The 26,902-nt window shown below is 65.1% G+C and carries 24 protein-coding genes; 8 read left to right on the plus strand and 16 right to left on the minus strand.

The window, feature by feature from the left end; translation table 11 throughout:
- Nucleotides 1-12 precede the first annotated feature (12 nt).
- Genes CIHUM_RS10140 through CIHUM_RS10150 form a run of 3 tightly spaced genes read right to left on the minus strand, consistent with a single transcriptional unit; the run spans nt 13 to nt 3,447 of the window.
- Nucleotides 13-1,008, minus strand: coding sequence for a decaprenyl-phosphate phosphoribosyltransferase (locus CIHUM_RS10140; protein ID WP_035000233.1), 996 nt, complete (start codon nt 1,006-1,008; stop codon nt 13-15).
- Nucleotides 1,008-1,508 carry a phosphatase PAP2 family protein gene (locus tag CIHUM_RS10145; RefSeq protein ID WP_035000234.1) on the minus strand — a complete coding sequence of 167 codons (501 nt, stop codon included), beginning with the start codon at nt 1,506-1,508 and terminating at the stop codon, nt 1,008-1,010. The genes CIHUM_RS10140 and CIHUM_RS10145 overlap by 1 nt, the downstream gene beginning before the upstream one ends.
- The gene (locus CIHUM_RS10150) at nt 1,498-3,447 is read right to left on the minus strand and encodes a glycosyltransferase (protein WP_035000235.1); all 1,950 of its coding nucleotides are present in this window, start codon (nt 3,445-3,447) and stop codon (nt 1,498-1,500) included. Before CIHUM_RS10150 ends, CIHUM_RS10145 begins: the two co-directional genes overlap by 11 nt.
- Nucleotides 3,448-3,650: 203 nt before the next feature.
- Between CIHUM_RS10150 and CIHUM_RS10155 the strand changes: the two genes are divergently transcribed.
- The 3 genes from CIHUM_RS10155 to CIHUM_RS10165 all read left to right on the plus strand — a co-directional run bounded on the left by CIHUM_RS10155 (nt 3,651) and on the right by CIHUM_RS10165 (nt 6,624).
- Nucleotides 3,651-5,189, plus strand: coding sequence for a SulP family inorganic anion transporter (locus tag CIHUM_RS10155; RefSeq protein WP_051106532.1), 1,539 nt, complete (start codon nt 3,651-3,653; stop codon nt 5,187-5,189).
- Nucleotides 5,190-5,216: 27 nt separating this feature from the next.
- Nucleotides 5,217-5,555 (plus strand): hypothetical protein, encoded by a 339-nt coding sequence (locus tag CIHUM_RS10160; protein WP_035000237.1) that lies wholly within the window; start codon nt 5,217-5,219, stop codon nt 5,553-5,555.
- 112 nt (nt 5,556-5,667) lie between these two features.
- Nucleotides 5,668-6,624 carry an ABC transporter substrate-binding protein gene (locus CIHUM_RS10165; RefSeq protein ID WP_035000239.1) on the plus strand — a complete coding sequence of 319 codons (957 nt, stop codon included), beginning with the start codon at nt 5,668-5,670 and terminating at the stop codon, nt 6,622-6,624.
- A gap of 6 nt (nt 6,625-6,630) precedes the next feature.
- Here the strand turns inward: CIHUM_RS10165 and CIHUM_RS10170 are convergent, their stop codons facing one another.
- The 8 genes from CIHUM_RS10170 to glf all read right to left on the minus strand — a co-directional run bounded on the left by CIHUM_RS10170 (nt 6,631) and on the right by glf (nt 16,050).
- On the minus strand, nt 6,631-7,398 hold the full coding sequence (locus CIHUM_RS10170) for an ABC transporter ATP-binding protein (RefSeq protein ID WP_035000240.1): 768 nt from the start codon (nt 7,396-7,398) through the stop codon (nt 6,631-6,633).
- On the minus strand, nt 7,398-8,396 hold the full coding sequence (locus CIHUM_RS10175; RefSeq protein WP_035000242.1) for a FecCD family ABC transporter permease: 999 nt from the start codon (nt 8,394-8,396) through the stop codon (nt 7,398-7,400). Before CIHUM_RS10175 ends, CIHUM_RS10170 begins: the two co-directional genes overlap by 1 nt.
- Nucleotides 8,393-9,412 carry a FecCD family ABC transporter permease gene (locus CIHUM_RS10180; RefSeq protein WP_035000243.1) on the minus strand — a complete coding sequence of 340 codons (1,020 nt, stop codon included), beginning with the start codon at nt 9,410-9,412 and terminating at the stop codon, nt 8,393-8,395. Before CIHUM_RS10180 ends, CIHUM_RS10175 begins: the two co-directional genes overlap by 4 nt.
- Nucleotides 9,413-9,418: 6 nt before the next feature.
- Nucleotides 9,419-10,321 (minus strand): siderophore-interacting protein, encoded by a 903-nt coding sequence (locus tag CIHUM_RS10185; RefSeq protein WP_035000245.1) that lies wholly within the window; start codon nt 10,319-10,321, stop codon nt 9,419-9,421.
- 372 nt (nt 10,322-10,693) lie between these two features.
- Nucleotides 10,694-12,223: a cation:proton antiporter gene (locus CIHUM_RS10190; protein WP_392389870.1), complete on the minus strand. Its 1,530-nt coding sequence runs from the start codon at nt 12,221-12,223 to the stop codon at nt 10,694-10,696.
- Nucleotides 12,224-12,610: 387 nt separating this feature from the next.
- Nucleotides 12,611-14,323, minus strand: a complete 1,713-nt coding sequence (locus CIHUM_RS10195) for an RNA-binding domain-containing protein (protein ID WP_035000246.1) — start codon at nt 14,321-14,323, stop codon at nt 12,611-12,613.
- Nucleotides 14,324-14,599: 276 nt separating this feature from the next.
- Complete coding sequence (locus tag CIHUM_RS10200; RefSeq protein ID WP_035000247.1) at nt 14,600-14,851, minus strand: hypothetical protein; 252 nt, start codon at nt 14,849-14,851, stop codon at nt 14,600-14,602.
- Between the two features lie 8 nt (nt 14,852-14,859).
- Nucleotides 14,860-16,050: a UDP-galactopyranose mutase gene (gene glf, locus CIHUM_RS10205; protein WP_035000248.1), complete on the minus strand. Its 1,191-nt coding sequence runs from the start codon at nt 16,048-16,050 to the stop codon at nt 14,860-14,862.
- 159 nt (nt 16,051-16,209) lie between these two features.
- On the opposite strand from glf, the gene CIHUM_RS10210 reads away from it, so the two are divergent.
- Nucleotides 16,210-18,168 carry an N-acetylmuramoyl-L-alanine amidase gene (locus tag CIHUM_RS10210; RefSeq protein WP_035000250.1) on the plus strand — a complete coding sequence of 653 codons (1,959 nt, stop codon included), beginning with the start codon at nt 16,210-16,212 and terminating at the stop codon, nt 18,166-18,168.
- A gap of 25 nt (nt 18,169-18,193) precedes the next feature.
- Here the strand turns inward: CIHUM_RS10210 and glpK are convergent, their stop codons facing one another.
- Nucleotides 18,194-19,654, minus strand: coding sequence for a glycerol kinase GlpK (gene glpK / locus CIHUM_RS10215; RefSeq protein ID WP_273680214.1), 1,461 nt, complete (start codon nt 19,652-19,654; stop codon nt 18,194-18,196).
- Nucleotides 19,655-20,058: 404 nt separating this feature from the next.
- Between glpK and CIHUM_RS10220 the strand changes: the two genes are divergently transcribed.
- On the plus strand, nt 20,059-20,940 hold the full coding sequence (locus tag CIHUM_RS10220; RefSeq protein ID WP_035000251.1) for a hypothetical protein: 882 nt from the start codon (nt 20,059-20,061) through the stop codon (nt 20,938-20,940).
- On the opposite strand, the gene CIHUM_RS10225 is transcribed toward CIHUM_RS10220, so the two are convergent.
- Genes CIHUM_RS10225 through serS form a run of 3 tightly spaced genes read right to left on the minus strand, consistent with a single transcriptional unit; the run spans nt 20,937 to nt 23,849 of the window.
- Nucleotides 20,937-21,761 carry an HAD family hydrolase gene (locus CIHUM_RS10225; protein ID WP_035000252.1) on the minus strand — a complete coding sequence of 275 codons (825 nt, stop codon included), beginning with the start codon at nt 21,759-21,761 and terminating at the stop codon, nt 20,937-20,939. The genes CIHUM_RS10220 and CIHUM_RS10225 overlap by 4 nt on opposite strands.
- A 4-nt stretch (nt 21,762-21,765) precedes the next feature.
- Nucleotides 21,766-22,596, minus strand: a complete 831-nt coding sequence (locus CIHUM_RS10230) for a lysophospholipid acyltransferase family protein (RefSeq protein ID WP_035000253.1) — start codon at nt 22,594-22,596, stop codon at nt 21,766-21,768.
- The gene (gene serS, locus CIHUM_RS10235; protein ID WP_035000254.1) at nt 22,596-23,849 is read right to left on the minus strand and encodes a serine--tRNA ligase; all 1,254 of its coding nucleotides are present in this window, start codon (nt 23,847-23,849) and stop codon (nt 22,596-22,598) included. Before serS ends, CIHUM_RS10230 begins: the two co-directional genes overlap by 1 nt.
- Nucleotides 23,850-23,929: 80 nt before the next feature.
- Between serS and CIHUM_RS10240 the strand changes: the two genes are divergently transcribed.
- The 3 genes from CIHUM_RS10240 to CIHUM_RS10250 are packed head-to-tail and all read left to right on the plus strand — an operon-like array spanning nt 23,930 to nt 26,050.
- A complete protein-coding gene (locus CIHUM_RS10240; protein WP_035000255.1) occupies nt 23,930-24,658 on the plus strand; it encodes a GntR family transcriptional regulator in 729 nt (242 codons plus the stop codon).
- A gap of 9 nt (nt 24,659-24,667) precedes the next feature.
- Complete coding sequence (locus CIHUM_RS10245) at nt 24,668-25,699, plus strand: septum formation family protein (RefSeq protein WP_035000256.1); 1,032 nt, start codon at nt 24,668-24,670, stop codon at nt 25,697-25,699.
- 3 nt (nt 25,700-25,702) lie between these two features.
- Nucleotides 25,703-26,050, plus strand: coding sequence for a metallopeptidase family protein (locus CIHUM_RS10250; RefSeq protein ID WP_035000258.1), 348 nt, complete (start codon nt 25,703-25,705; stop codon nt 26,048-26,050).
- Nucleotides 26,051-26,065: 15 nt separating this feature from the next.
- Here CIHUM_RS10250 and pheA read toward each other — a convergent pair whose 3' ends face one another.
- Nucleotides 26,066-26,893 carry a prephenate dehydratase gene (pheA, locus tag CIHUM_RS10255; RefSeq protein WP_035000259.1) on the minus strand — a complete coding sequence of 276 codons (828 nt, stop codon included), beginning with the start codon at nt 26,891-26,893 and terminating at the stop codon, nt 26,066-26,068.
- Nucleotides 26,894-26,902 lie beyond the last annotated feature (9 nt).

The following is a 26,902-nucleotide window of genomic DNA, read 5'->3' on the forward strand; positions in this document are numbered from 1 at the left end:
GTGGGTCAAGACCTACCAGCCTAAGTTCGGCACAACGTAGACGGCCATGGCGATGCAGAACAGCCACGCTGCGGCGAGCAGCTGCAGAACGCGGTCTTCCAGAGCGATCTCGTCGGGCGCGCCACCCTGCCCGCCGTCGACTACGGAGGCGTAGCGCAGGATCGCAATGACAAACGGCACCATGGACACCTGGTACCAAATGGCGGCGGTACCCTCGACAGAGTTGGACAGTTGGAAACCCCACAGCGCGTACGACATGACCACGGCGGTGGCGGAAAGCGTCCACACGAACCGCAGGTAGGTCTCGGTGTAGCCCTGCAGCGAGCGGCGGATCTCCGCGCCGGTTTCCTTGACCAGCAGCAGCTCAGCGTAGCGCTTGCCGGATGCCATGAAGAGGGAGCCGAACGCCGCCACCAACAGGAACCACTGCGACAGGGCGATGCCTGCGGCCACGCCGCCGGCCATGGTGCGAAGCATAAAACCGGAGGACACCAGCGCGATGTCGATCACCGGGACGTGCTTCCAGCCGAAGCAGTAGCCCAGCTGCAGCGCGATGTAGATGCCGATGACCCAGGCCAGCGACGTGCCGTCGGTAGCCAGAAGCGACAGGCCGAGCGAGAGCGCGATGAGCACCGCCGCCATGACGTACGCCAGGTTGATCGGCAGCATGCCGGAGGCGATCGGGCGGAAGCGCTTGGTGGGGTGGCGGCGGTCGGATTCGACGTCGCGCGCGTCGTTGATCAGGTAGATCGAGGACGCGCCGAAGCAGAACACCACGAACGCCAGGAGGATGTCCACAGCGGTGCGGGAGTTGAAGGCATCCGCGCCGGCGGCCAGGGGCGCGGCCAGCACGAGAACGTTTTTCACCCACTGCTTGGGCCGCAGGCCCTTGACCATCGCGTCCGGGAGGTTCTTCGGCGGCGCCTTCTTCATCACCTGGTCAACGCCGGAGGTGTGCGGCTCCGACTTGATCAGGGGCTCGTCCACGGGTTCACGGGTGTTTGCCACTAGATCCTCTTCTCAGCCTCGATTGCCGCCTTCGCCGTCACCGCGCCCAGGGCAGCACCGGCGAGGGTGTCGGTTGGGTAATGCACGCCGAGCACGTTACGCGACAGCATCATCACCGGCACGAGCAGCCACGGCCACTTGCGTCCGGTGATGTCCGCCAGGTGCGCGGCTGCGGCGCCGGTGTTGGCGGCGTGCGACGAGGGAAACGACAGCTGCGAGGGCGTTTTCACGCCGATCTTCACGCGCGCATCGTTCGGACGCGGGCGGCGCACGATCCGCTTGAGCACCACGGTCGTGGCATGCGCGGCGAAGGTACCGGCACCGAGCGCGAGCCACTTGGAGCGCTTTCGCTTATCGACGGCTCCGCCAAGCCCCGCCACCGCCAGCCAACCGAGGTCGTGCTCGCCGAAGTAGCTCAAGCACCGGGCGGCCTTCGCGGTTTCCGGGGTGTACAACTTGTCCTGGATGGCGACGAGCAGGTCGGTTTCTTTACTGGGCATCGAAGACCTTCCCCCAGTTCTCGTGGCTGGTCAGCTCTTCGCGCGCGTCGCGGTAGGTGCGCTTGAGTTCCGGCCAGCGCTGCTTGATCTGGGCGCGGAGTTCCTTCTGCTCGCGCATCAGGTCGTCGGCAAGTGCCTTGTCCCGCTTGCGGAAGGCCACGCCGGTGCCGCCGGCGGTGGACACGGTCGCCGAGTCCACGCGGGCAAGCGTGTACCAGCGCGCCTCGTCGGCGGTGAGGTTGAGCTGCGGCGCGTCCCAGTGCGCGCGGTCCTCGTCCTTGCGCAGGTGCAGCAGCGCCTTGACGGCCCACGGGATCTTCTTGATCTTGGCCAGGCGCCCGCCGACCTTGTTGGTGGGCACGCCCGGCGCGCCGGTCGGCGCGGGCAGCTCGGTCGCGGACGGCAGCACCTGCGCGTCCGAGTACTCCTTACGGATCCCCTGAATCCGAGGTAACGAGGATTCAAGGATGTCGAAGAGCTGGTCCGGGCCCGCGAGGAAGTCGCGCATCGCCTCGTTTTGGATGGCGATGGTGGAGTACTCCATGCAGAAGTAGTGTTTCGCGGTGGATTTTTGCATGTTCTTCAGCATCGCCTCCGGGTTGTCCGGCCCGTAGATGCTGGCCACGATGAGGCGGTTGCGCATGTGGAAGTACGCCTGCCAGTCAATCGCGTCGTCCTTGTCCGCCCACGCCATGTGCCAGATGGCCACGCCGGGCCAGGTCACCGTCGGGAAGCCTGCTTCCTTGGCGCGCAGAGCGTACTCGTTGTCGTCCCACTTGATAAACAGCGGCAGCGGCAGCCCCAACTTCTCCGCCACCACGCGCGGGAACAGGTTCATCCACCAGCCGTTGTAATCCACGTCGATGCGGCGGTGCAGCGGGCGCGAGGTGGTCTTTTTCGGGTCCAGGTCCTCTTCGTCCGTGCCCACGTACCCCAGCGGGTACTTGGCAAAGTCGTGGTCGTAGACGGCGTGATTGGCGGCGGAGAACATGAAGATCTCCGGGTCCACGGTCTCGCCGGTGGTGCGCAGCTGCGAGCGGTCCTGCAGGTTGAGCATCTGCCCGCCCACCAGGATCGGCTTTGCTGCGTAGCGGGCGGCCTGCACGGCGCGGACGATGGAATCCGGTTCGATGGCAATGTCGTCGTCCATGTACAGGATGAACGGCGCATCGGTGCGGTTCAGCGCCTCGTACATGATGCGGGAGTAGCCGCCGGAGCCGCCCAGGTTGCCCTGCTGGAAAATCTCCAGTTTGCCGCCCAGGTTCTTCTCGGCTTCGGCGAAGTCCGGCTCGTCCGCCGGGTGCTGGTTGCCTTGATCGGGCATGAGCACGTTGCTGATGCACGCCTCCACGTACGGATCCTCCGCCAGGGCGTGCAGGGCGTTGACGGCGTCGCGGGGGCGGTTGAACGTGGGGATGCCCACGGCCACCTGTTTGGGCTGGGGCGGGACCACGGTGCCGTCGTCAAGCACTTGTTCCTTCGGCTCCTGCGGCGAGCACCACGCGGCGTCGGCGATGCGCGTGTCGTCTTCGGCGGTGACGTCGAACCACAGCCAGCCGCCGTCCTCGAAGTTGCTCAGCTTCAGCGGGATTTCGATGCTGCCGGTGGCCTCGACGTTAGTGACGCTGACGCGCGTGCCGTCGTGCTTCGAACGGTAAACCGAGATGGTCGCGCGGCCCTCGATCTCCATGGCCAGGACCACCGTGTCCAGTTGCGACCAGCGGCGCCAGTAGCTTGCCGGAAACGCGTTGAAGTAGGTCTCGAAGCTGACCTCGTTGCCCGCGGGGACCTCGAAGCTCGTGCGGTCGGACCAGCGCAGACGCTGCTTGTTGTGCTCCTGCTCGATCAGGTACAGCATGCGCACGTCGTGCGGCTCGCCCTTTTTGGGCATGAGGACGCGCTGCAGCGTGTCCACGGCGAGGGTCTTGCTCGTCTCCACAGCTCTCACTTTCTGTTGTGGGCAGTCGGAAACCAAGCGTAATCGCTTCAATGGTGATTCCTTGGTGTGGCTCGCGGGATTTCACGGGTCTGCGCCGCTAGCCGCATTGGCGCTTGATGCGCAGGACCGATACGGTAGCTACGTTTTCACGCCCTCACCTGCCGGAGGGCGCAGGTTCCCGCGCATGTAGAACGGTAAATTTTATGGCTTTCGCTCACACTGAGACCCGTGGCACACCGCCCGCTCCGACGGGGGTTGTGGAGTCCTTCCGCTACGCATTTTCGTCGCCTACCCGCCTGCGCAAGGAGGTGCTGGCGGGACTTACCGTCGCGTTGGCTCTCATCCCTGAGGCCATCGCGTTTTCCATCCTCGCTGGCGTGGATCCGGCGCTCGGGCTGTTCGCCTCGGTGGTCATGGCCATCACCATCGCTTTTACCGGCGGGCGCCCCGCGATGATCTCGGCCGCCACGGGTGCCGTCGCCCTGGTCATCGCCCCGGTGGCCCGCGAGTACGGGGTGGACTACTTCATCGCGACCGTCTTGCTGGCGGGCGTGCTGCAGGTCGTGCTCGCGGCGCTCGGGGTGGCCAAGCTGCAGCGCTTCATCCCGCGGTCGGTGATGACCGGCTTCGTCAACGCACTGGGTATTTTGATCTTCACCGCGCAGCTGGAGCATCTTATCGACGTACCAAAGGTCGTCTACGTCCTCGTCGCAGCTGGCATCGCGATCATGATCGGGTGGCCGAAGCTTACGGGCGCCATCCCCGCCCCGTTGATCACCATCATCGTCATCAGCGCTGTCGCGGGGCTTGCTGGATTCCGCATCCCCACTGTGTCGGATATGGGGCAGCTGCCGGATTCCCTGCCGCGACTGTTCGTCCCGGACGTGCCGCTGACACTGGAGACGCTTCAGATTATTGCGCCGTATTCCCTGGCTATGGCAATCGTGGGCCTGCTGGAGTCGTTGATGACGGCCAAGCTTGTAGACGACATCACCGACACCCACTCCGACAAAACCCGCGAATCCTGGGGCCAAGGCGTGGCGAACATCGCCTCCGGCCTCTTCGGCGGCATGGGCGGCTGCGCCATGATCGGCCAGACCATGATCAACGTCAAAGAATCCGGGGCGCGCACCCGCCTGTCGACGCTGCTGGCCGGCGTATTCCTGCTCATCCTGATTCTCGTGCTGGGCGATGTTGTGGGCACCATCCCGATGGCGGCGCTGGTGGCGATCATGATCATGGTGTCGGTGGGCACCATCGACTGGCACTCGGTGCACCCGCGCACGTTGAAATTCATGCCGTTGTCAGAGACCGTGGTGATGCTGGTGACCGTCGTAGCAACGCTTGCCACCAGCAACCTCGCCGTCGGCGTCGTGCTCGGCGTGATCACCGCGATGATCACCTTCGCCCGCCGCGTCGCACACCTCGCCTCCGTCGAGCAGGTTTCCGCCGAGGACACCACCAACGACGGGCAGGTGGACACCCGCACCTACCGCATCCACGGCCAGCTGTTCTGGGCCTCCAGCAACGACCTAGTCTACGCGTTCGACTACACCGACCCTGCAGAGAACATCGTGCTCGATTTGAGCGCGGCCGAGGTGTGGGACGCCTCCACCGTGGCCACGTTGGACTCCGTCACCCGCAAGTTCGAGGAACGAGGCAAGACCGTCACCATCGTCGGCCTCGACGGGCCGAGCAAGGACCGCTTGGAGCACCTTTCCGGAAAACTCAACAGCCAATAACGGCGCTTCTCCCGTAGGCTGCGAATCATGCAGTTCAAGGGATACAACGACGACGGTCTCCCCCACGACCCCGTAGGTGGACCACGCAACGGCTCCGGTTCGCCGGCGCGCAACTACGCCATCGGCGCAGCCTGCATCGTGGTGGCCGTGCTCTCGTTCGCGTTCCTCACCGGCTCCACCGCCGTGTTCATCGGCATCGCAGGCGCGGTGACCGGTGCGGTGTTCATGCTCATGGGCATCCAGAGCAGCATTTACCAGCAGCAGGCCCCCCTCGAGCAGGGAAACTTCGGCACCCAGGACCCGGGCGCGGACTACGACTGGGACGGCAACTTCCGCCGCGAGTTCGGCGACGGTCAGCACCGCTAAAGCCCGGGCCACCTAGGTGTTGCCCGGTGGCGGCTGTGTACCCTAAGCTATTCACGTTAGCTTAGGCACACCTAACCCAGGGTGCTTTCGTTCCCGACCGAAAGGGCGAACCTTGAAACGCACTTCCCCACTGTCGCTTCAGCGGCTGACTGCTACCTTCGCTGCGGCTGCGCTGCTGCTCACCGGCTGTTCCAGCGAGTCCGCAGACTCCGGCCAGCACGGCCAGCACACCGACGCGGCGGGGTCGAACGACCGCATTGTCACGCTGGGGCTTGGCGACGTGGACACCGTCCTCGCGTTGGGGGAGCAACCGGTCGGCTACGCCACCTGGGAGGCAGAGGGCTCGGGCGATCCGTCCGGCCTCGGACCGTGGGCGAAAGACAAGCTCACCGCCGAGCCGAACCCGATCCGCAACACCACCACCGAGTTCAGCACCGACACCGCTGAGCAGGTCGCAGCGCTCGATCCGACCAAGATCATCGCAGTCAACAGCGGTTTCGACAGCGACAAGCAGGCCCTGCTGCAGCAGATTGCGCCGGCGACCTTCCATTCCGACCAACACGAAGACTGGCAGGTGCCGTGGGACGAGCAGATTAAGGAGATCGCGGCGGCGTTGGGTCAGGAAGCTGAGGGCGACAAGCTCATCGCAGAATCCGAGCAGGCTTTCGCGGACTTCCGGCAGGCGCATCCGGAGCTGCAGGGCAAGACCGCAGTCATCGGGATGCCTTACGACGGCAAGCTCGGCGTGTACACGGCAGGCGACGGCCGCGGCTCCTTTATTGAAAAGCTCGGGTTTACCATCCCGGACAAGTTCAACGGTGACGGATCCAGCTTCTTCATCGATTGGTCCCCCGAGAACTACTCCGACCTCAATGACGTGGACTACGTGTTCATCCTGGACTACTACGACGCGATCGACGCGCTGAAAAACGATGCCTCGTTTGCGAACCTCGACGTCAACACGCGCGGGGGCGTGCACTGGCTCGACACCGACACCGCCAACGCGATGAGCATGCCCAACCCGCTGACCATCCCGTACGCGATCACACAGATTGACCAGGAGCTCTAGAGCGCGCTAGCGGGGCACGATCAGCGGCCCTCCTGCCACCGGGTCCTCGGCGACCACGGCGGGCAGCGAGAATACGTCGGCAAGCAACTGCTCCGACACAACCTCGGCGGGCGTGCCCGCCGCTTGGACCTCGCCGCCTTTCATCACGACCAACTGGTCGGAAAAACGCGCCGCGAGGTTCAAATCGTGCAGCACCATGACCACGGTGCGCCCCATGTCATCGGCGAGACGGCGAATAAGCGCAAGTAACTCGACGGAGTGGGAAAGGTCCAGATACGTGGTCGGCTCGTCCAAAAGCACGAGCGGGGTGTCTTGGGCGAGCACCATCGCGATCCACGCGCGCTGCCGCTGACCACCCGAGAGCCGCTCGAGCGGACGCTCCGCAAACTCGGCCACCTGAGTCAGCTCCATCACCTCGTCCACCATCGCGCTGTCTTTCTCCGAGGTCTGGCGCAGCCACGTCTGGTGCGGGTGGCGCCCGCGCCCGACCAGGTCACGCACCGTCAGCCCGTCCGGCGCTACGGGGGTTTGCGGCAGCACCGCGAGCGTGCGGGCGATCTCGCGGCGTTTCATCTCCGCGGTGTTTCGGCCGTCCAGGACCACCTCCCCGCGCTCACGCGGGATGAGGCCAGCAACCGCGCGCAACAACGTTGATTTACCGCAGCCGTTCGGCCCGACGATGGTGGTGACGCCGCCGCGCGGGACGTCGAGGCCGAGCCCGTCGATGATCGTTGCCGCACCGTAGCTGACGGTGAGATCACGCACGTGAAGCATTACAAGGTCACCTTTCTGGTCGCGCGCATCAGCGCGTAGAGCAAGGCCGCCCCGCCGAACGCTGACGTGGCCACGCCTACCGGTAAGTCTCCCGGCACAACGGTGCGCACCGCGAGGTCCGCACCGGCGACGATCAGCGCGCCGGCAATCATGGCGGTGCCAAGTGGGGGCGTGGGGGCATTTGCTAATCGACGGCCCACGTGCGGCGCCACAAACGCCACAAAAGCAATCGGACCTGAAGCCGCCACCGCCGTCGATGTCAACGCCACGGCAAGCACCATGAGCACAAGCTGGGTACGCCGCGGATCGACGCCCAGCCCCGCAGCCGTGTCGTCCCCGAGAGAGAGGGCTTCGAGCTGGAATGACGCCCAGCGCAGCAGCGGCACAACCAGCGCAAGCGCCACCAACACAGCGGCGGCGTCACCCCACCCCGAGGATCCGACAGAGCCTGTCACCCACGCCTGGGCTTTGCCCACATCGCGGTAGTCGGCACGGACGAGGAGGAAGGAGTTGTACGCCACCGCCAGGGCGTTGAGGATGATGCCGGCGAAGATGAGCTGGAACGATCCCAGCCCGCCGGCGCGGCTGAGCCACCACATCGCCAAGGAGACCGCTATCCCGCCGACAAACGCGCTCAGCGGCACTCCGAGCGCGCTGAGCAGCACCCCGGTACCGCCACCCGCGAGCAGTGCTGTAAGTGCGAACGCCGACGCACCTGAAACAACGCCCAGGATGTCTGGGCTGGCCAGCGGGTTACGAGTGATCGTCTGAAAGATCGCGCCCGCGAATCCGAGCGCGGCCCCCACCGCCAGCGCCGTGGCAACACGCGGCAGGCGCCATTCAACGACCACGGTGCGGGCCATGCCGGTGGACTGTCCGGTCAGGGCGGCGAGGACGTCGCGAAGCCCAAGCCCGAATTCACCCACCATGATGCCACCGAGCGCGACGGCGAGCCCACACGCCGCGAGCACGACATTGACTGCGAACGTGCGGGTCACAGCTTCGCCCCCTTCCGCAGCAGGTACAGGGCGAACGGGGCGCCGACGAATGCGAGGGTGATGCCAACTTGCAGCTCACCGGGGCGGGCGATGACTCGGCCGGCGACATCCGCGAGGAGCAGCAGCGTCGCACCGGCAAGCGCGGAGCATGGCAGCACCAGCCGGTAATCCGGCCCGGTCAGGGAGCGGACGATATGCGGCACGACCAAGCCGACAAACCCGATCGGGCCCGCCCCCGCCACAGCTGCACCGGCAAGCAGGGCGACCAGCAGGATTCCCACCGCGCGTGCAGCCGCGACGTTGACGCCGAGGGAGTGCGCGACGTCATCGCCCAGGTTCACCATGTTCACCCGGTTCGCCGTGGCGAACGCGGCGACTAGGCCGACCAGTATGACCGGGGCGACGGCGGCGACGATGTGCATGTCCCGGCCCGCGACGGAGCCCGCCGTCCAAAACCGCATGTCATTGAGGCTTTGCGTGCTGGTGAGCACGATGCCGCTGGTCAGCGCGGAACACACCGCCCCGAGCGCGGACCCGCCGAGTACTACCGTGATCGGGGTGGATCCGCGGCTTCGCGCGCTCAGTGCGAAGACGAGCGCTACCGCCATTGTCGCGCCGAGGAAACCGACCCCCACCGCGACCAGCACCGGCAGCGAGCCGAACACGGCGGTTGCTGCAGCCACCGCAAGCGCCGCCCCCGGGGCGATGCCCAGCAGGTTTGTGTCAGCCAGCGGGTTGCGTGTGTGCCCCTGGAGCAGAGCTCCCGCTGTGCCTAGCGCCGAGCCGGCGAGCAGTCCGAGCAGCGTGCGTGGAACCCGCAGTTGGGCAACCACTTGCGCTTCCTCGCTGACCTGCCCAGATTCGGTGTGGAACGCGAGGGCAAGCCCGTCACGCACAGCGCTGACGCTTTCTGTCACGCCCATCTGCCGCGCGCCGACGGCGAGCGAGAGCAACACCGCGGCGACAGCCGAAATCCCGAGCGCAATGGCGAATCCCGCGTGTCTAGTCGCACTCATGGTCTGTCACCGCCAATACCCCATGAACGAGATGTGCTCGCGCGGCAACCCCGCCTCTCTAACCAATAGGCGGCGCATCGCTTTCACCGAAGTGTTCTTGCCGGCGATCCAGTAGTAGGTGTGTCCGGACGCGCCCGCCCCACTGTTGATGGGTTCCCCGCTTCCCGAATACGTCGGGGTTTCCCAGACATTGTCTCGCTGGAGGCCACCGTCGTTATCGGGCTCATCGGTGGTGGGAGCTGCTGGGCCCCGCAGCGGCTCAATGTCCTGTTTAAGCTGCGCGTAGAGCTTGTCCCCATGCCCGACTTCGGGCTCGGTGCGGAAGTGCCAACGGACATCAACGTGGGCAGGCGCATCGATTTGAAGGCTGTTGCCAGCCGGCACCTCAATGTCAGCGGAACCGGCGAGGTCTTCGGGCCAGTCCTCCAGTACTCGGGAGATCGCGGGAAGGGCAGTTTCATCGCCGTACAGTCGAGCAGCCGCGGCAGCGCCGGGAGCGAATTCGATACCGACGCCAGTCGCGTCATCGCGGGTCGGCCCGATGATCCACAGCGCCTGCCCGGGCAGCGCGCTTTCCGCCCACGCGGAGGCCGGCCCAGCGTTGTGGCCGTGCAGCACGAAATCCACATCGAGTTCGTCCGGGTCACCGTCGTTGCGCCGGAGGGCGCGAATGGAGTAGGTGCGGAGATGCCCGCGCGTGTGTTCCGGCATGGCGCGCCAGAGGTCCCACCACCCCTCGGCCGGCAAATCAACAAGCCCTGCCGCCGACGGGATGATGAGCTTGATCCGCAAATCCATGATGGGCACAGCGGGGCCCATTGCGTCGACACCGGTGAACGTCACACGTTGAAAATTCGGTGCGATGCGCTCGCTGCGAACGACTGTTGCAAGGAAGGGCCGGAAACTCACCGCATGGACTATATAGGATTGCCTAACTTAACAAAAGTGGGGGGGCTTGCCGATTAGCAAAAACGCTAATTGCTGGCCAAGGTAAACGCCGGTAAGCGAAAAACCGCACCCTTATACTTCATCATGACATCAAACCGAGTGTCCGGGTGACACCATTGGGGAACAAAATTTGGCGGATCCCTTCGCCATAAACCACCGCCACTGACCTGCCCATTTTGCATTTCGAAACGGTTTCACTTGGCGTTTTGAAAGTGATCTGCTTGGCATTTTGAAAACGGGGCGGGGCTGGGGCTCGTCGATAGGCAAAAGCCCCTTACTTCGGCTCCCACAAGCTGCTCGGGCCGGTGAGGGCCTTACGGTCGCGCGCGAGGATCAGGCGATCCAGGTCGACGAGCACCGCGTCGACATCGGACGGGTTGTAGCGGCGCTCGCGCCGAGCGCGCTGCAGCTCGCGGCTAGCGGCGCGAAGTGCGACCTCCTGCATCTGCATCGCCCCAGCATGGGCGCGCTTGAAGGCTTCCTTGCGCTCCTCGGACCCTTCCGGATCCTGCAAACGTTTCTCCGCAAACAAATTAGCCACTCCTGCACCATCGCGTAGGCCTCGGGCTGGTACTCCTCGCCGTGCTCGCGCACCGCCCTGCGCGCTGCATCGTAGGCGCGCTGGTTCAGCTCCTCGAGCGCCTGATCGGCGCCGGGTCCGTTTTGCAGATCAAGCTTATCGACGAGCCACGGCAGCAACAGCCCCGGCACCACCATCGTGCAGGTGAGCACGGTCAACGCGATGACTGAGAGTTCGTGGTGGTAGCTCGTCGCCGATGCCGGGATTGCCAGCACGAGCGCCAGCGTGACTAGCCCGCGCATGCCCGCCCACGCCATGAGCAGAACCTCCTGCAGGCGCAGCGGGGAGATATTCGTGCGGTGCTTTTTCTCGTTGAGTTTGTACAGCACCCACATCCACACGAAGCGCACCGCAAACGCGACGACGGACAGGACAACGCCCACCTGCACCGCCTGCCAAATGTGCGTGCCCGCGGTGTCCAACGCGTCGCGCACGCTCATGCCGATCAGGCCGAACGCCACGCCGGTAAACAGCAGCTCCACGGTTTCCCAGAAGGAGTGGCCGGTCAGCCGGTCCTCGGCGGTCATGGTGGAACGCGAAGACATCTCCACCGCGGCGATAACAATCGCGATGACTCCAGAAGCGTGGATGGCCTCGCAGCCTGCGTAGATGGCGAACGGGAGCACCCAGGTAAACGCGGTGCGGATCACGGAATCCGGCACGGAGTTGGCGAAGATAGCCGCCAGCCTGCCCACGACAAGGCCGATCAACACCGCGGCGACGGCGGCGTAGAGGAACTGCAAGACACCCTTGCCGAAGTCGACCTCGCCGTGCGCGACGGCGGCCGCCATAGCGACGTTGAACGTCACGATGGAGGCGGCGTCGTTGAAAAGCCCCTCAGTCTGCAACGTTCCGGTGATGCGCTTCGGGATGCCGGCCGGGCCCGCCACCGCGTCCACCGCCACCGGGTCCGGCGGGGCGATCGCGGCGGCGAGCACCATCGCGGTGGCCAGGCTGAGCCCCGGCAGCATCCACATCGCCGTGGCCGTCAGCGCCGCGATGGTGAGGAACACCAGGATGATCGACATGGTCAGCACCACGTTGAGCTGCGAGCCGATCTGCCCCCAGCTCGTGCGCCGGGCCAGCGACCACAACAGCGGCGGCAGGAAGATCGGCAGAATCAGGTGCGGATCAATGGACACCGTGTTGATGCCCGGGATGAAAATCACCGGCGCGACCACCACGGTCAGAAGCGCCGGCCACGGCAGGCCGGTGCGCTCACCTACCGCGGCGACAAGGACGGTGGCCAGCAGCAGGCCGATTAGTGCTATGAAAGTTCCCACGGCGGGTCAGTGTACGGGGCACCGCGGGCGGCAGCAGGTGTCGCCGAAGCTGATCCTCCATCTCAACGTTCGTCGACTCGGTCCCGCGCACTCTCTACCTCCGCAAACCATATAGGCTTGCCTAACCTAAGAGAAGCACTGAGGTGCGTAATCCCCGGCGCCCGTATAGCTGGCCAAACGGCTAGTCGCCTTTAAAACAGGTGTCGGCACGGGCATCATCAACCACTCCGACATCAACCGGTACCTCGTGTCGACCTTCGTCGCCCCGGCCCTGAGCGCCTAACCAACCCTTTTCGGAGTTGTTTGAAACAACTCCGAAACAACTCGCCGTAAAACTGACCAGAAATCAACCCATCTGAGCAGGTCAGGATAGTTGTTTGGAGTTGTTTAGAGGGAAACCCACCGAACACTCGGACCTCGAGTCGGGCTACCGTCGGCAATCTTCGCTTTACCCAAATCTCGAAGGTGGCGAAGGATTCGGCTCACTGATTCACGCTCTACGCCGAGTTCATTCGCAACCTCACGAGCGTTCAGGGACTTCCCCTCGCGCAACTGAGCAATGATCCAGTCCTCGGTAGTCACGGATGCAATCGCAGTAGATTCGTTCCCCTCAAAGGCCGTCCGAGCTCGAGCGGACAGTATCCACTCAGGAGCATCCCGCAAAGGTTCTAGGAAGCCCTGACTTGCGTACCACCCCAAGGTTTCTTGGGCCTGCGCTTCCGGGACTTGCATGAGTCGAGCTGCCGTGGACGTCATCAAAATCTGGTTGTTCGCTAGATGACGCGCAACCAAAAGCCCATCCACACTCTTGAAGATCGCTTCACCAAACTCAGTACGCAACAGGTACAGCGTCTTAATAAACGCCGAATCGACATTTCCGGCGGGCAACGTGACCTCAACAAACGGCCCATCGGCATTCAGACTGGGGGCTTGCCTACCACTAGCAAGCATGGAGACCCACATGCGATCGAAGCCTCGCGAAGATTCTTCAGCAAGTCCTAACTGTCGCAGTGCACCCATCAGAATCGGGTTGCGCGGAATCGATTGGGTGGTCAGAATCCGCTCCTCGGGCACGCCTACGGGGAGGCCACCAGGAGACCATACGGTCAGACTGGTCGGAGACTGATCAACGACGATTGCAGTGGTCGCTCCCCAGTCGCGGTGCGCGAATGCGTTAGAAACAATTTCATCTACAGCAGCCGCAGGAAACGCCGGAATGGGAAACTCTTGCCCGTTCGGGAGCTGCACTCGCGCAATCTCCTGCGACGTGTGAGCCTTAATCAACGCACGTAGCTGTTCTGACGCAGTAATCAACGGTGCGGAGATCTCGGTTACTTTCGGATCGCCACTGGGCACGTCGCGAAGCAAATGTCTCACGACCGTCCGGTTGTGCAGTGGCTGCATGAAGAGAATTTCTGCCGCAAATGTCAGCGCGCCATCGGCCGTAAGCAATCCCAACTCACTGCAGAGTTGAAGACTCGTCTGGGGTACAGGCGAGTCATCACCCAAGGCATGCTTCCGGTTGGCAAGGAGTGCTTTAGCCTGCTCGATTGCCTTAGGGTCGAGATCTTCAGGGCTTCGTCGAGACACAGTAGCGCTCAGGTCAGGGTTCGAACGGGACAGGTGAATACTGCGACGCTCATCCTCCCCCAAAGGAACACAGTTTTTCCCGACGCGTTTACTGGCCTGGCCTTTGGATCGCTGATACAACGCCATCCCCCGCGGGATGCGCAACGCAATCAAACGCTTGCCACAGCGCTCGATTTCAGAAGCTTCGACCTGAATATGAGGCTGCGTCTTGCTGTAAATCTTTTCCACCAACCAATCGCATGAGCGATCAGTACCAGTGAACGCAGCAGGGCCTGCCTTCTTGTCATTGACGCCAAGGACAATGTAGGCGACTCCGCCGTCGGCGTTGGAGAAACAAATAACTTCGTCGATGAGAAACTCCACAAGACCCGCATCGGGGTTCTTGTTCATCGGGTGGACGGCGGGATCCTCCTTGAAATCCAGTACCTGGGATTCCCAGATATCAGCGCTATCTCCGACCTCAATTGCCGACAGTGCTTCCTCCACACCCTCAAAACCCGAATCGAGCATGGGTTCAGAATAACAGAAGTTGTTTCAAAGTTGTTTGAAACAACTCCGAAACAACTTACCGCAAAAATCGCCCAAAATCAGTCCATCGACGCAGGTCAGAATAGTTGCTTGGAGTTGTTTCGAGTTGTCTATAACTCGACCGGAGCTACCATTCTCGTTATAATCCGTTCATCAGCTGGCTAGGAGGCGTGGTTATTTTCCACAACCTGGTCGGCGTTTTAATTGGTCGGCCGGGCAGCGGTGCCGGGCGACCCCGGCACCGCGCCGCCGTGGCCGCTACACCGCGTCGAAGAACTCCACCGTGGTGCCGTCGAGCACCTTCGAGGGCACGCCGATCTTGCCGGCGTCCCGAGCGGCGGCGTAACCGGACAGCCGGTCACGGTAGTGCAGGAAACGCTTCAGACCGCCGAGCTCGGTGACGTCGACAAGCTCCGCGTCGCCGAAGCTGTTCGGGCTGTCGTTGTACTCGGCGATGACGCCCGTGCAGTCCGGACAGTCGGGGTGAACGAAAATCTCTTGAATTGCCATGCCGCCCCCTAGTGCCCGCGCGGCTGGCTCAGCGGCTCGCCGGACTCGAAGAACGGGCGCAGCTGGTTGTCAAACAGGGTCAGCGCCGCCGCGATGGCCATGTGCATGTCCAGGTACTGGTAGGTGCCCAACCGGCCGCCGAACAGGACGTTGTTCTGCTCGGATTCTTCTGCCGCGAGGCGTCGATAGGCTTCAAGCTTTTCGCGGTCCTCCGGGGTGTTGATCGGGTAGTAGACCTCGTCGTCGTCGGAGGCGAAGCGGGAGTACTCCTTCACAATCACCGTCTTGTCGGACGGGTACTCGGAGCGCTCCGGATGGAAGTGGCGGAACTCGTGGATGCGGGTATACGGCACGTCCGCGTCGTTGTAGTTCATCACCGGAGTGCCCTGGAAGTCGCCGACCTCGAGCACTTCCTGCTCGAAGTCGAGGGTGCGCCAGCCCAGGCGGCCCTCGGCGTAGTCGAAGTACTGATCCAGCGGGCCGGTGTAAACCACGGGCGCGTCCGGGTTCTCGGCGCGGATCTCGGAAGCGACGGCGAACCAGTCGGTGTTCGTGCGGACGTCGATAAGCTCATGCTCCGCCATCTTCTCCAGCCAGGCGGCGTAGCCGTCGACGGGCAGGCCCTCGTAAGTGTCGTTGAAGTAGCGGTTGTTGAAGGTGTAGCGCACTGGCAGGCGCGAGATGATCTCTGGCGGCAGGTCGGTGGGGTCGGTCTGCCACTGCTTGGCGGTGTAATGCTTCACAAACGCGTTGTAGAGCGGCTTGCCAATGAGTGCGATGCCGCGCTCCTCCAGGTTTGTCGCGGCCGCGGGGTCGAGGCCTTCGCGCTGCTCCTCGATGAGCTTTTTCGCCTCTTCCGGCGAGTAGTAGCGGCCAAAGAACTGGTTGATCAGGCCGAGTCCCATGGGGAACTGGTAGGCGGTGCCGTCGTGCATCGCGAAGACGCGGTGCTGGTAATCCGTGAAGTCGGTGAAGCGGTTGACGTATTCCCACACCCGCTCGTTGGAGGTGTGGAACAGGTGGGCGCCGTACTTGTGCACCTCAATCCCCGTTTCCGGCTCGTTTTCGCTGTACGCGTTGCCGCCGATGTGGCTGCGCTTTTCCACCACCAGCACGCGTTTGCCCAGCTCGCTCGCCGCCTGCTCGGCCACGGTGAGGCCGAAGAAACCCGATCCAACAACAATGAGGTCGTATGCCATGAGGCCTATTTTCGCACAGTTGCCTATCGACGGAGCTCCGCCGCGACACGCCCCAGAAGTCTCAAGTCTTTCTTGAGACTTGAACTTGCACTACACTTCGTTTCTGTCACATTTGCCACTGCTTTCGCAGTGAACCCCAAGAACCCCAGGAGTATTACTGTGCAGCAACGTCGCAGCATTCAGGGCGGCGCGGCCCGACCCGCCCGGGCCGCGATCATGCCCGTGATCGTGTCCGTCCTCCTCGTCACAGCACTCGTTGCCGCCAACGCATTCAGCGGCAACCGCATCCTGCAGGTGCAGTCCCTCGGCGCAGGCGCCCCGGAGGTCTACACCAGCACCTCATCGTTCGCGGCCGGCGACAACATCACCGTCGACGACGCCGCCATCCGCACCCAGGGTGGCGAAGAAGATCACGTGCGCCGCGTGGTCAAGGAATTCTCCAACGACCGCGAGTTCTCCATCGTGGGCCTGACCTGGACCGGCGAACGCGACGTCGCCGCGTACGTGCGCTCCCAGAAGGCCGACGGCACCTGGTCCGAGTGGTTCGAGATGGATCCGGCAGACCCGCAGGCGGGCTCCGACAAGTTCGGCACCGAGCCGATCTACGTGGGCCGCACTAAGCGCATCCAGGTCTCCACCGGCAACGTGGACCTGCTTGAAGGCGGCCGCGCCGTCTCCGACGCCCCCACCACCGCCAACGACATCGAAGCCGTGTTCCTGGACGGCGGCACCGGCACCGCGCAAGGCGGCATCCAGCCGGTCGCCGATTCCTACACCCGCGGCATGCCCGAGGTAGTCACCCGCGCGCAGTGGGGCGCCGGCCGCAGCAGCACCCCGTACTACTCCGAGCCCACCACCGCCGCCACCGTGCACCACACGGCCGGTTCCAACAACTACTCCGAGGCCGAGGCACCGGGCATCGTGCGCGGCATCTGGAACTACCACACCAACAACCTGGGCTGGGGCGACATCGGCTACCACGCGCTCGTCGATAAGTACGGCAACATCTACGAAGGCCGCGCCGGCGGCATGGACCGCGGCCCGCAGGGCGCCCACGTCGGCTCCTTCAACCAAAACACCTGGGGCGTGTCCATGCTTGGCGACTACCAGACCGCCGAGCCCACCTCGGCCGCCCTTCGCGCCATGGGCGAGATCATCGGCTGGAAGGCCGCCGTCGCGGGCTTCGACCCCACCGGCTCCAGCTACCACGTCGCCGAGGGCAACTTCCGCGGCTCCAAGTACGCAGCCGGACAGGGCGCGATGTTCAGCAACATCAACGCCCACCGCGACTTCCACTACAACACCTGCCCGGGCGATAACCTGTACTCCAAGCTGCCCGTGATCCGCGCAGCTGCGGCCACGAAGTACCGCTCCTTGGGCGGAAGCCGCTCCGGCCTCGGCTCCATCCTGGACCGCTTGAGCGGCAACGACAGCACGTCCACCACGGCGACCACGACCGCGACGGCGACCACGACCGCGATGGATGCTGCCCCGGCAAACCCGAACTCCCGCGCCACCGAAACCGCGCCGACGCCAACGCCGACGCGCCAGGGCAGCCCGAGCAACGGCACCCCCGACGGCACCCTGGCCGCGCTGTCCTCCGGCGACCCGAACGCCATCGCCACCGTGGCCGGCACCGCCATCGGCCTGGTGCTGCTGTTCCTGGCGGCCCAGGACAAGCTGCCCACCGTCTCCACCGCCGGCGACACCCAGGTCTTCGAAGGTTTGACGCTGGCACAGGCAGCCGGTTTAGCCAAGCAGATCAGCCCGGCCGTGGCACCTACCCTCAACGCCTTCGGCTCCAGCGACGCCGCCCAGGTCTGGACCGCACTCGAGCCCACCTTGGGCAAGCTCGTCGCCGGCGTCGGCGGCCCCACCGGCCCGGCCGTGGCGCTGTACTCCAACGGCATCGGCGCCCGCAACAACGAAGGCGAAATCATCGCCCTGGTAGGCAAGATCGCCGAGGCCTGGCTGCAGCAGGGCCTCGACGCCGGCCCGCTGGGCATGCCGGTGACGCAGCAGTTCAACCCCACCGCCGACACCGTCCGCGTGGACTTCGAAGGCGGCTTCATCACCTACAACCCGTCCGCCAACACGGTGGACATCAACACCAACTAGGCCCTCGCAAGCTCGGGCCTAGCGGTTATGCCAAATTGAGGCAGCGCGACACCGCGTCCTCCCAGGCGGCGACAAGCCGGTCCCTTTCGGGGCCGGCCATTTCGTTTTCCCAGGTAGTTGAGGGGCCGAGCGTCAGCGGTTCGTCGATAAGCGAAATGCCCATGCCCGCCGCCGACGCCGCGCCCATCACCGTGGTCTCCGTGTTCGCGGGGCGCTCCACTGTCAGGCCCAGGATGTCGGCCTGCATCTGCATGAGCAGGTCGTTCGTGGTCATCCCGCCGTCGACCTTCAGCGCCTTCGGCTCCCCGCCCATCGCGCACACCACCTCGCGCGCCTGCAAACAGGTCGCCTCGAGCGCCGCCCGGGCGATATGCCGCCTATCGACGAACCGGGTCAACCCCACGATCACCCCACGCGCATCGGGGCGCCACCGCGGCGCGAACAGCCCCGAAAACGCCGGCACGATCACCACTCCCCCACTGTCTTCGACCTGGCTGGCCAACGTCTCGGACTCCGCAGCGGTGGCGAGGATGCCCAGCTGGTCGCGCAGCCACTGAATCAGCGAGCCTCCTACCGCCACCGAGCCTTCCTGCGCATACACCGGTAGCTGGCCCTGGATCTGGTACGCCACGGTGGTGAGCAGCCCGCGGTCGCTGAACCTCGGCGTTCCACCCGTGTTGAGCAGCATGAACAGGCCCGTGCCGTAGGTCATCTTCGCGTCGTTTTCGCGAATCCCGCCCTGACCGAACAGCGCGGCCTGCTGGTCGCCCAACACGCCAGTGATGGGCACGCCAGCCAGCGGGCCGCGGGGGCGGATCTTGCCGAAATTGCCCACCGACGGGCGGATGTCGGGGAGGATTTGCGGCGGGATGCGGAGCTCGTCGCAAAGCTGCATGTCCCACTGGAGCGTCTCCAAATCCATGAGCAGGGTGCGCGAGGCGTTAGTCACATCCGTCAGGTGCAGCGCGCGATCCAGGTCCTTCGCGCCGCCGGTGAGGTTCCAGATCAGCCAAGTGTCGATCGTCCCCGCGAGCAGCTCGCCCTTTTCCGCGCGCTCGCGGGCGCCGGGCACGTTATCCAGGATCCACGCCCACTTCGGCGCCGCCGGGTACGAGTTGTGCAACAGCCCCGTCTTACGCAGGAACTTCTCCGCGTCACCGTCGTGGTTCGTGCGGGTGTCCTGCCACACGATGGCGTTATAGATCGGCTTACCAGTCTCCTTTTCCCAGATCACGGCCGTTTCGCGCTGGTTGGTCAGGCCAAGCGCGTCGATGTCCTGCTCGCTGATGTCCTCGCCCGCGAGCGCCTCGCTCAACGCCCGGCGCGTGTTGCGCCAGATCTCCATCGGGTCGTGCTCCACCCAGCCTTTTTGCGGCATGTGCTGGGCGTGCTCGAACTGCGACTGAGCGACGACCTTGCCGTCGGTGCCTGTGATGCACACGCGTGTCGACGTCGTGCCCTGGTCAATCGCCGCAATCAAAGCCATGCGCGTGATTCTACGGGCGGGGGCGGGGGTGTCTATCCGGTGGCCGGGTGCTTGCGGGATCGTGGACAGGGGCGAGGGTGCAGATCTGCTAGTTGTCGCTGATCTGCTAGTTGTCCCCGCATCAGCCTGGCCCCGAACTAGCAGATCATGCTCTTACCGACAACGGCATTCAATAACACCTGGGCAAACACAAACTTGGACAGTTGATCTGCTAGTTGCGTCTCCCGGCCAACTAGCAGATCAGCGCAACTCGCAGATTCACACCACCACCAGCGGGGACCCCCACACAGACATGTCCAAAAAGTCACCAGACTCCGTGTCCAAAAAGTGTGTAGACACCACTGTCCACTGAAATCGACAAGATCCACCTTCACCCGCCCGACCACGAAAGGCATAGTGGGCGCATGGGGGATCTACAGCAGAAACGAGACGCAGAAATCCAGCTGATCAAGGACATCGCTTCGCGGTGCAAGACAGCAGTTATCACAGGCCCGGCCGCTGCCCGGTGGCTTGAACTTTCCACAAAGACTTGGGTAACAAAGGTGGATCTCGCCTTGCCCGGCAACTCACGGACCTGGGGTGACAAGGATCCGCGCAAGGTGTATCACGGTGGCCTCCTCCGCGCGGCCGAGTTCGTGGAGCACAACGGCATCCGCACCGCGACAGCGATACGAGCCATGTTTGACTCGTTCCGCTACTACGGCCCGATCGAGGCGCTGGTGCAGATCGAGTCCGCGCGCTTCAAGCACGAGCACCTCACCACGGACTACCTGCTGGAAAAGACCGAAACGCTCACCCGCGCCCGCGGCATCAAGGCGTTCCGTGAACTGATCTGCTACTCCGCCGACACGTCCGCGAGCGCGTTGGAGACAATCGTGCGCTATGCGATTTTGCGCGCGATCGCGCAGGGCCGCCTCACGGGGGCGGAGACCATCGAGTTCCAGGTGGGGTTCCGCATCACTGAGGCAGATGGGTGGCCCACCGTCGCCTGGGCGGACGTGCTCATCAACGGGTCTATCGTGCTCGAGGCGGACGGGCTGGAGAAGAACAGCGGGGTGTTCGGGGATGCAGCAGAAGCTTTACGACGGGAACGCCACCGCGAAACCCAACTCCAGAATCAAGGCGCCGTGGTGCGCAGGGTCGGGTGGGACGGGGCGGGCACCGGGGAGTTCATCGCGCAGATCCAGAACGCCATTGACCAGCGCCCGGGTGTGCACCAGCTGGCGAACCGGCTGGACACTCCCTACCGGGTCTGGCTGGCCGAGCTAGCAAAAAAGGCGAGCTAGAACCAGCGCTCGAGCACTTGCGCGACGCCGTATTCGTCGTTGGTGGCGGTGACGTGGTCGGCGGCGTCGTGAAGCATGGGCGCGGCGTTGGCCATGGCCACCCCGCGGCCGGCCCAGCGCAGAAGCTCGAGGTCGTTGGGCATGTCGCCGAATGCGATCGCGTCGGCGGCGGTGACGCCGTAGCGCTCGGCCAGGTAGCGCGCGCCGGCGGCCTTGTCCACGCCGGGGCAGGACACTTCGATCAGGCCCTCGTCCATGGAGTAGGTCACGTGAGCGAGCTCCGGGTCCACCTCGGGGGCGATGAGCTCGAACATCTGCGCCGAGGTCATGGATGAGCAACGCACCAGCAGTTTCGCGGCGGGTTGGCTGATCAGCGTTTGGGTGTCAGTGACGCCGAATTGGCTGTCCCAGGCGTCCCGGTTGTACTCGGGGGTGATGATGAAGCACTCTTCTTCCGGGTCGAGCCCGGACGAGCCGACGCGTTCCACACCGTAACCGTGCGGCACACCGTCGAGGACGCGCTCCGCCACCTCGACGACCTCGGCCATCGCGGCCGGTGCGAGTTCGTAGGCGTGCAGCACCCGGTCCGAAGCGGGGTCGTAAACCACGGCGCCGTTGGCGCACACGCACACCGGCGCGATCGGCAGCTGCTCCAGCACGGGAATGAGCCAGCGGTGCGGACGGCCCGTAGCCAGTCCGAAGTGCGCGCCGGATTCGACGGCGCGCACGATCACTGTGCGCAACCGGTCGGTGACTCGTCCGGCGGAGGTGATGAAGGTGCCGTCGATGTCGGAGATGATCAGGCGCGGGGCGGCGTTCATGTTGTCACTTCCTACGCTGCTTCTTCGCTTCGCGCTCAGCGCGTTCCTTCGCGTAGAGTCCCTCAGCCTCCTCCGGCGTGGGCGCGGTGCCGCCGAGCGCCACCGGCATCCATGCCTCGCCCGCGCCGTCGGTGTAGAGGGAGGCGTATTCGGACCGTGAGGCGTCAAGTAGGGACTGCATCTGGCGCTTCAGCTCGGCGGTGTCCGCCTCGGCGTCGCCGGTGAGGGCGACGGGCTCGCCGTAGCGCACGATGACTGGCACGTCGCGGAAGTGTTTGGGCAGGTCCTTGGTCCAAATGCGCTGCGAGCCCCAGATCGCACAAGGCACGAGCGGCACCCCAGCCTGGTGGGCGATGCGCGCGGCGCCAGTTTTGAAGTTGGCCAGCTCAAACGACCGCGAGATGGTGGCCTCGGGGAAGATGCCAACGAGGTTGCCCTCGCGCAGCATCTGCACCGCCGACGCGATGGAGGCGCCGCCGCGAGCCCGGTCCACCGGCACATGCTTCATCAGCTTGAGCAGCCAGCCCAACACGGGCACGTCGAAGACGGACTTTTTGGCCATGAACCGCACGAGCCGCTCGCCGTGCAGGTAGGGCCCGGTGCCCATCAGGATAAAGTCGGCGTAACCGGTGTGGTTACCAGCGAGTAACGCGCCGCTTTTTGCCGGGATGTTTTCGGCGCCGATGACCGTGACCTCGATGTTTGCCGCGCGCATGAGGCGACGCGCGAAGCCGACGAGGCCCTGGTAAAACCTCTCTGCTGCTTCGTTGCGGTTAGCGACGACGCCTTCGTAGAGTCGCGGGACCGTGAAACCGCGGTATCGGCGCGTATCCATTAGGGCGTGAGCACTTCCTTGCCCAGCCACGGACGCAGCGCCTCGGGAACACGCACGGAACCGTCCGCCTGCTGGTTGTTCTCCAGGATGGCTACCAGCCAGCGGGTGGTAGCCAGGGTGCCGTTGAGGGTGGCGGCGGTCTGGGTCTTGCCGTCCGCGTCGCGGTAGCGGGTGTGCAGGCGGCGCGCCTGGAAGGTGGTGCAGTTGGAGGTGGAGGTTAGCTCGCGGTACGTGCCTTGCGACGGCACCCACGCCTCCGTGTCGAACTTGCGGGCGGCGGATGAGCCGAGGTCGCCGGCCGCGACGTCGACGATGCGGTAGGGCACCTCCACGGCGGCGAGCATGTCGCGCTCTAGGCCGAGCAGCTTCTGGTGTATTTCCTCAGCGTCTTCTGGCTTGCAGTAGGCGAACATTTCCAGTTTGTCGAACTGGTGGACGCGAAGGATGCCCTTGGTGTCCTTGCCGTAGGAGCCGGCCTCGCGGCGGAAGCAGGAGGACCAACCGGCGTAGAGCAGCGGCCCGTCCGACAGGTCGATGATCTCGTCCTGGTGCAGACCGGCTAGGGCCACCTCGGAGGTGCCCACCAGGTACATGTCGTCGCGCTCGAGGTAGTAGATCTCCTCGTCGTGCGCGTCCAAAAAACCGGTGCCCTGCATGACGTCCGGGCGTACCAGCACCGGCGGGACCATGAGCGTGAACCCGGCCTCGCGCGCCTTCTGTGCGGCGAGCATGAGCATGCCCAGCTGCAGCCAGGCGCCGTCGCCGGCCAGGTAGTAGAAGCGCGCGCCGCCGACCTTGGTGCCGCGCTTCATGTCGATGATGCCGAGCGGTTCCGCCAGGTCCAGGTGGTCTTTGACCTCGAAGTCGAATTCGGGTACCTCGCCGACGTGCTCGAGGACGACGAAGTCCTCCTCGCCGCCGGCCGGGGCGCCCTCGATGATGTTGGCGATAGAGTATTGCAGCTTCTCCAGCTTCTCCTGCGCCTCAGCCTCCGCCGCCTGGGCCTCCTTCACGCGGGCCTTGAGCTCGTTGGAGCCCTCCAGCAGCGCCGGGCGGTCTTCCGGGGCGGCCTGACCGATCTTCTTGCCAAACGCCTTCTGCTCGGAGCGCAGCTCGTCCGCCTTCTGGATGGCGGCGCGGCGGGCTTCGTCGGCGGCCAGCAACTCGTCCACAAGCGAAGGGTCTTCGCCGCGGGCTCGCTGGGACTCGCGGACGGCCTCGGGGTTTTCGCGCACACGCTTCAGATCAATCACGCTTGTTCACCTTACATTGTCTGCCGACGCAGCAACGGCACAACAGCGTCCGGTCATAACCAGTGGGCTATGGTGGGCGTATGACCCTCCCGATCGCAGACGGCCCTGTGCCCAAGCACGAGCAGCTCCGCTCGCTTTTGGAGTCCCGCATTGCCGAGGAGTTCTCCCCGGGCGACCCGCTGCCGGGCGAGCGCGCGCTGGAGGAGGAGTACGGCGTCTCCCGCATCACGGTGCGCCGCGCGATCGGAGATCTGGTGGCGGCGGGCCGGCTGCGCCGCGTGCGCGGCAAGGGCACGTTCGTCGCCCCGGCACCATTGGTGTCGCGTCTGCACCTGGCAAGTTTCTCGGATGAGATGCGGGCGCAGCGCGTGGAGGCGTCGTCACGCATCTTGCTGTGCGAGCGCACCACCCCGCCGGAGGAGGTCGCGCAGTTTTTCGGCACCGCCCCCACCGCCACGCACATCCGTTTGCGCAGGCTGAGGCTTGGCGACGGCGAACCGTACGCCGTGGACGACGCCTGGTACAACGCCACGCTCGTGCCGGACCTTTTGGAAAACGACGTCTACCACTCCGTCTACACCCTGCTGGAAAAGCACTACGGCCTCGGGGTCACGGAGGCGGAGCAGACCGTCACCGCGGTCACCGCCGGGCCGGACAACGCCCCGCTGCTGGACGTCAACCCGGACACAGCCCTGCTGCACATCGTGCGTTTCGCCCGGTCAGGCACGCACAACGTGGAGTTTTGCTCCTCGGTGTACCGCACGGACCGCTACCGGCTGACTACTCGGGTAGCGCGAGAAGTGGAATAATGGGCCGCCATGGCTTCGAAACAGAGCGCGCTGCGTTCCTTCCTCATCGCCGCACTGGCGGGCGCCGTCGGCGCGGGCACGTACACGCTCGCCGCCGACACCTCGGAGACTGACACCGGCACCCAGGCCTCCTCCACCACCGCCAGTTCCACCGTCTCGCCCGATCAGGTGACGACGTTCACCACCGCCGACGCCGGGGCCTGCCTGACCTGGCAGGTGGCCGAAGACGGCACGATCTCCGGCTTCGAGCAGGCGGACTGCGAGGGCGAGCACCGCTTCGAGGTGTCCCTACGCCAGAATCTGGCCACCTACCCCACCTCCGAGTTCGGCCCGGAGGCGCCGATGCCGAACCCGACGCGCCAGGCCCAGCTGCGCGAGGAGCTGTGCGGCGCCGGCACCTTCCGGTACCTAGGCGGCAAGTACGACCCGAACGGCCGCTACTCCATCGCCCCGATCCTGCCGCCGGCGGACGCGTGGGCCCGCGGCGACCGCACGATGCTGTGCGGGCTGCAGGAGACCAACCGCGCCGGCGAGCCGATCCTGACCTCGGGGCGGGTGGCTGACCAGGACCAGGCGCGCGTGTTCGAGGCGGGCCAGTGCGTGGCCATCGACGCGTCCAACACGCTCACCGCGGTCAAGTGCGCGGACCCGCACCAGCTGGAGATCACCAGCCAGGTCTCGCTGGAGCAGGTCTTCCCGGACCACACGCCGGCCGTGGAAGAGCAGGACAAGCACCTCCAGGACGTGTGCACCCAGGCGGCGCAGGATTACATGGGCAGCGAGGAAAACCTCTACCAGATCGCGTTGCGCCCGTTCTGGACCACGCAGACCCCCGCCGCCTGGGAGGGCGGCTCCCGCAGCGTGAACTGCGCGCTGATGTTCTCGCGCCCGGAGGGCGGCTTCGCCAACCTCACCGGGTCCGCGACGCAGGGCCGTGAGCACTTGCTTATCGACGATGCTCCGCCCCCCGAGCGCCCCCAGCGCCGCCCCTTGCGGGAACAGCAGGCTCCGGCCGCCCCGGCACAGGCTCCGGTGCAGTAGCCCATGCGCCCGGTCAGCGACGAGGCGTTCGAGGAGATGATCAACGACGCGTTGGACACCATCCCGAACAACTTCGCCCAGTACATGACAAACATGGTGATCCTGGCGCGGGACTACAACCCGGACGACCCGACCTTGCTGGGCCTGTTCGAGGGCGTGCCGCTGACGGAGCAGCACTCGAACCACTCCGGGTTGTTTCCGGACGCGGTGTTCGTGTACAAAAACGCCCTCGAGGCGATCTGCTCCGATGAGGAGCAGCTGCGCCACGAGGTGAAGGTGACCGTGCTGCACGAGGTGGGCCACTACTTCGGGCTGGCGGAGCACGAGCTCCACGCCCTCGGCTGGGGCTAGAACCCGCTCACCGGACTAGCGCCCCGTGCGCGCCCAGGTGCCAAGCTGCCGCATCGCGGTGGTGTGCGCGGCGCCAGCCTCCAGCGCGGCCGCCACCGCCGCGTCATTTGCGTGGCCTGCGAGGTCCACGAAGAAGTCGTAGGTGTTGGGCTCCTCGCGCGTGGGCCGCGACTCGATGCGCGTCATGTCCACCCCGCGCGCGGCGAACTCCTGCAGCACGCGCACCAGGGAGCCGGGCTCGTTCTTGATGCGGAAGACAATTGCGGTGCGGTCGTTGCCGGTGGGTTCCGGCAGGGCAGGTTGCTTTGCGACGAGCACGAACCTCGTCCGCGCCGTCTCCGCGTCAGCGACACCCCGGGCGTGGATTTCCAGCCCGTGCAGCGCCGCCGCCCGCTCCGGGGCGACGGCCACGTCGGCCGCGCCGTCGGCGACCATCTTCGCCGCGGCAGCGTTGGACGGTGCAGGGATGAACTCCGCGCGTGGCGCGTGTGTTGCCACCCAGCGCTTGACCTGTTGGTGGGCGACGGGGTGGGTGGCGAGCCGGAGGGCGCTATCAAGTGCTTGGCCCTGCCTGGTCATGACGGCGAACGCGATGGCGAGCTCGGTCTCTCCCACGATGCGCGCGCTCGGGGTTGCGGCGAGCGCATCCATGGTGGTGGTCACCGCGCCGTCGATGGAGTTCTCAATCGCGCACACAGCGTACTCTGCCTCGCCCGCGTCCAGGGCGGCAAGAGCCGCGGCCGGCGAATCAACGGGCAGGTACTGCGCGCCCTCGATGCCGAAGCGCAGCGCTGCTTCTTCTGTGAAAGTGCCGGCAGGGCCCAGGTAGGCGACGCGGGTCATTGGACTCTC

This window comes from Corynebacterium ihumii (assembly GCF_028609825.1).
Classification (GTDB): Bacteria; Actinomycetota; Actinomycetes; order Mycobacteriales; family Mycobacteriaceae; genus Corynebacterium; species Corynebacterium afermentans.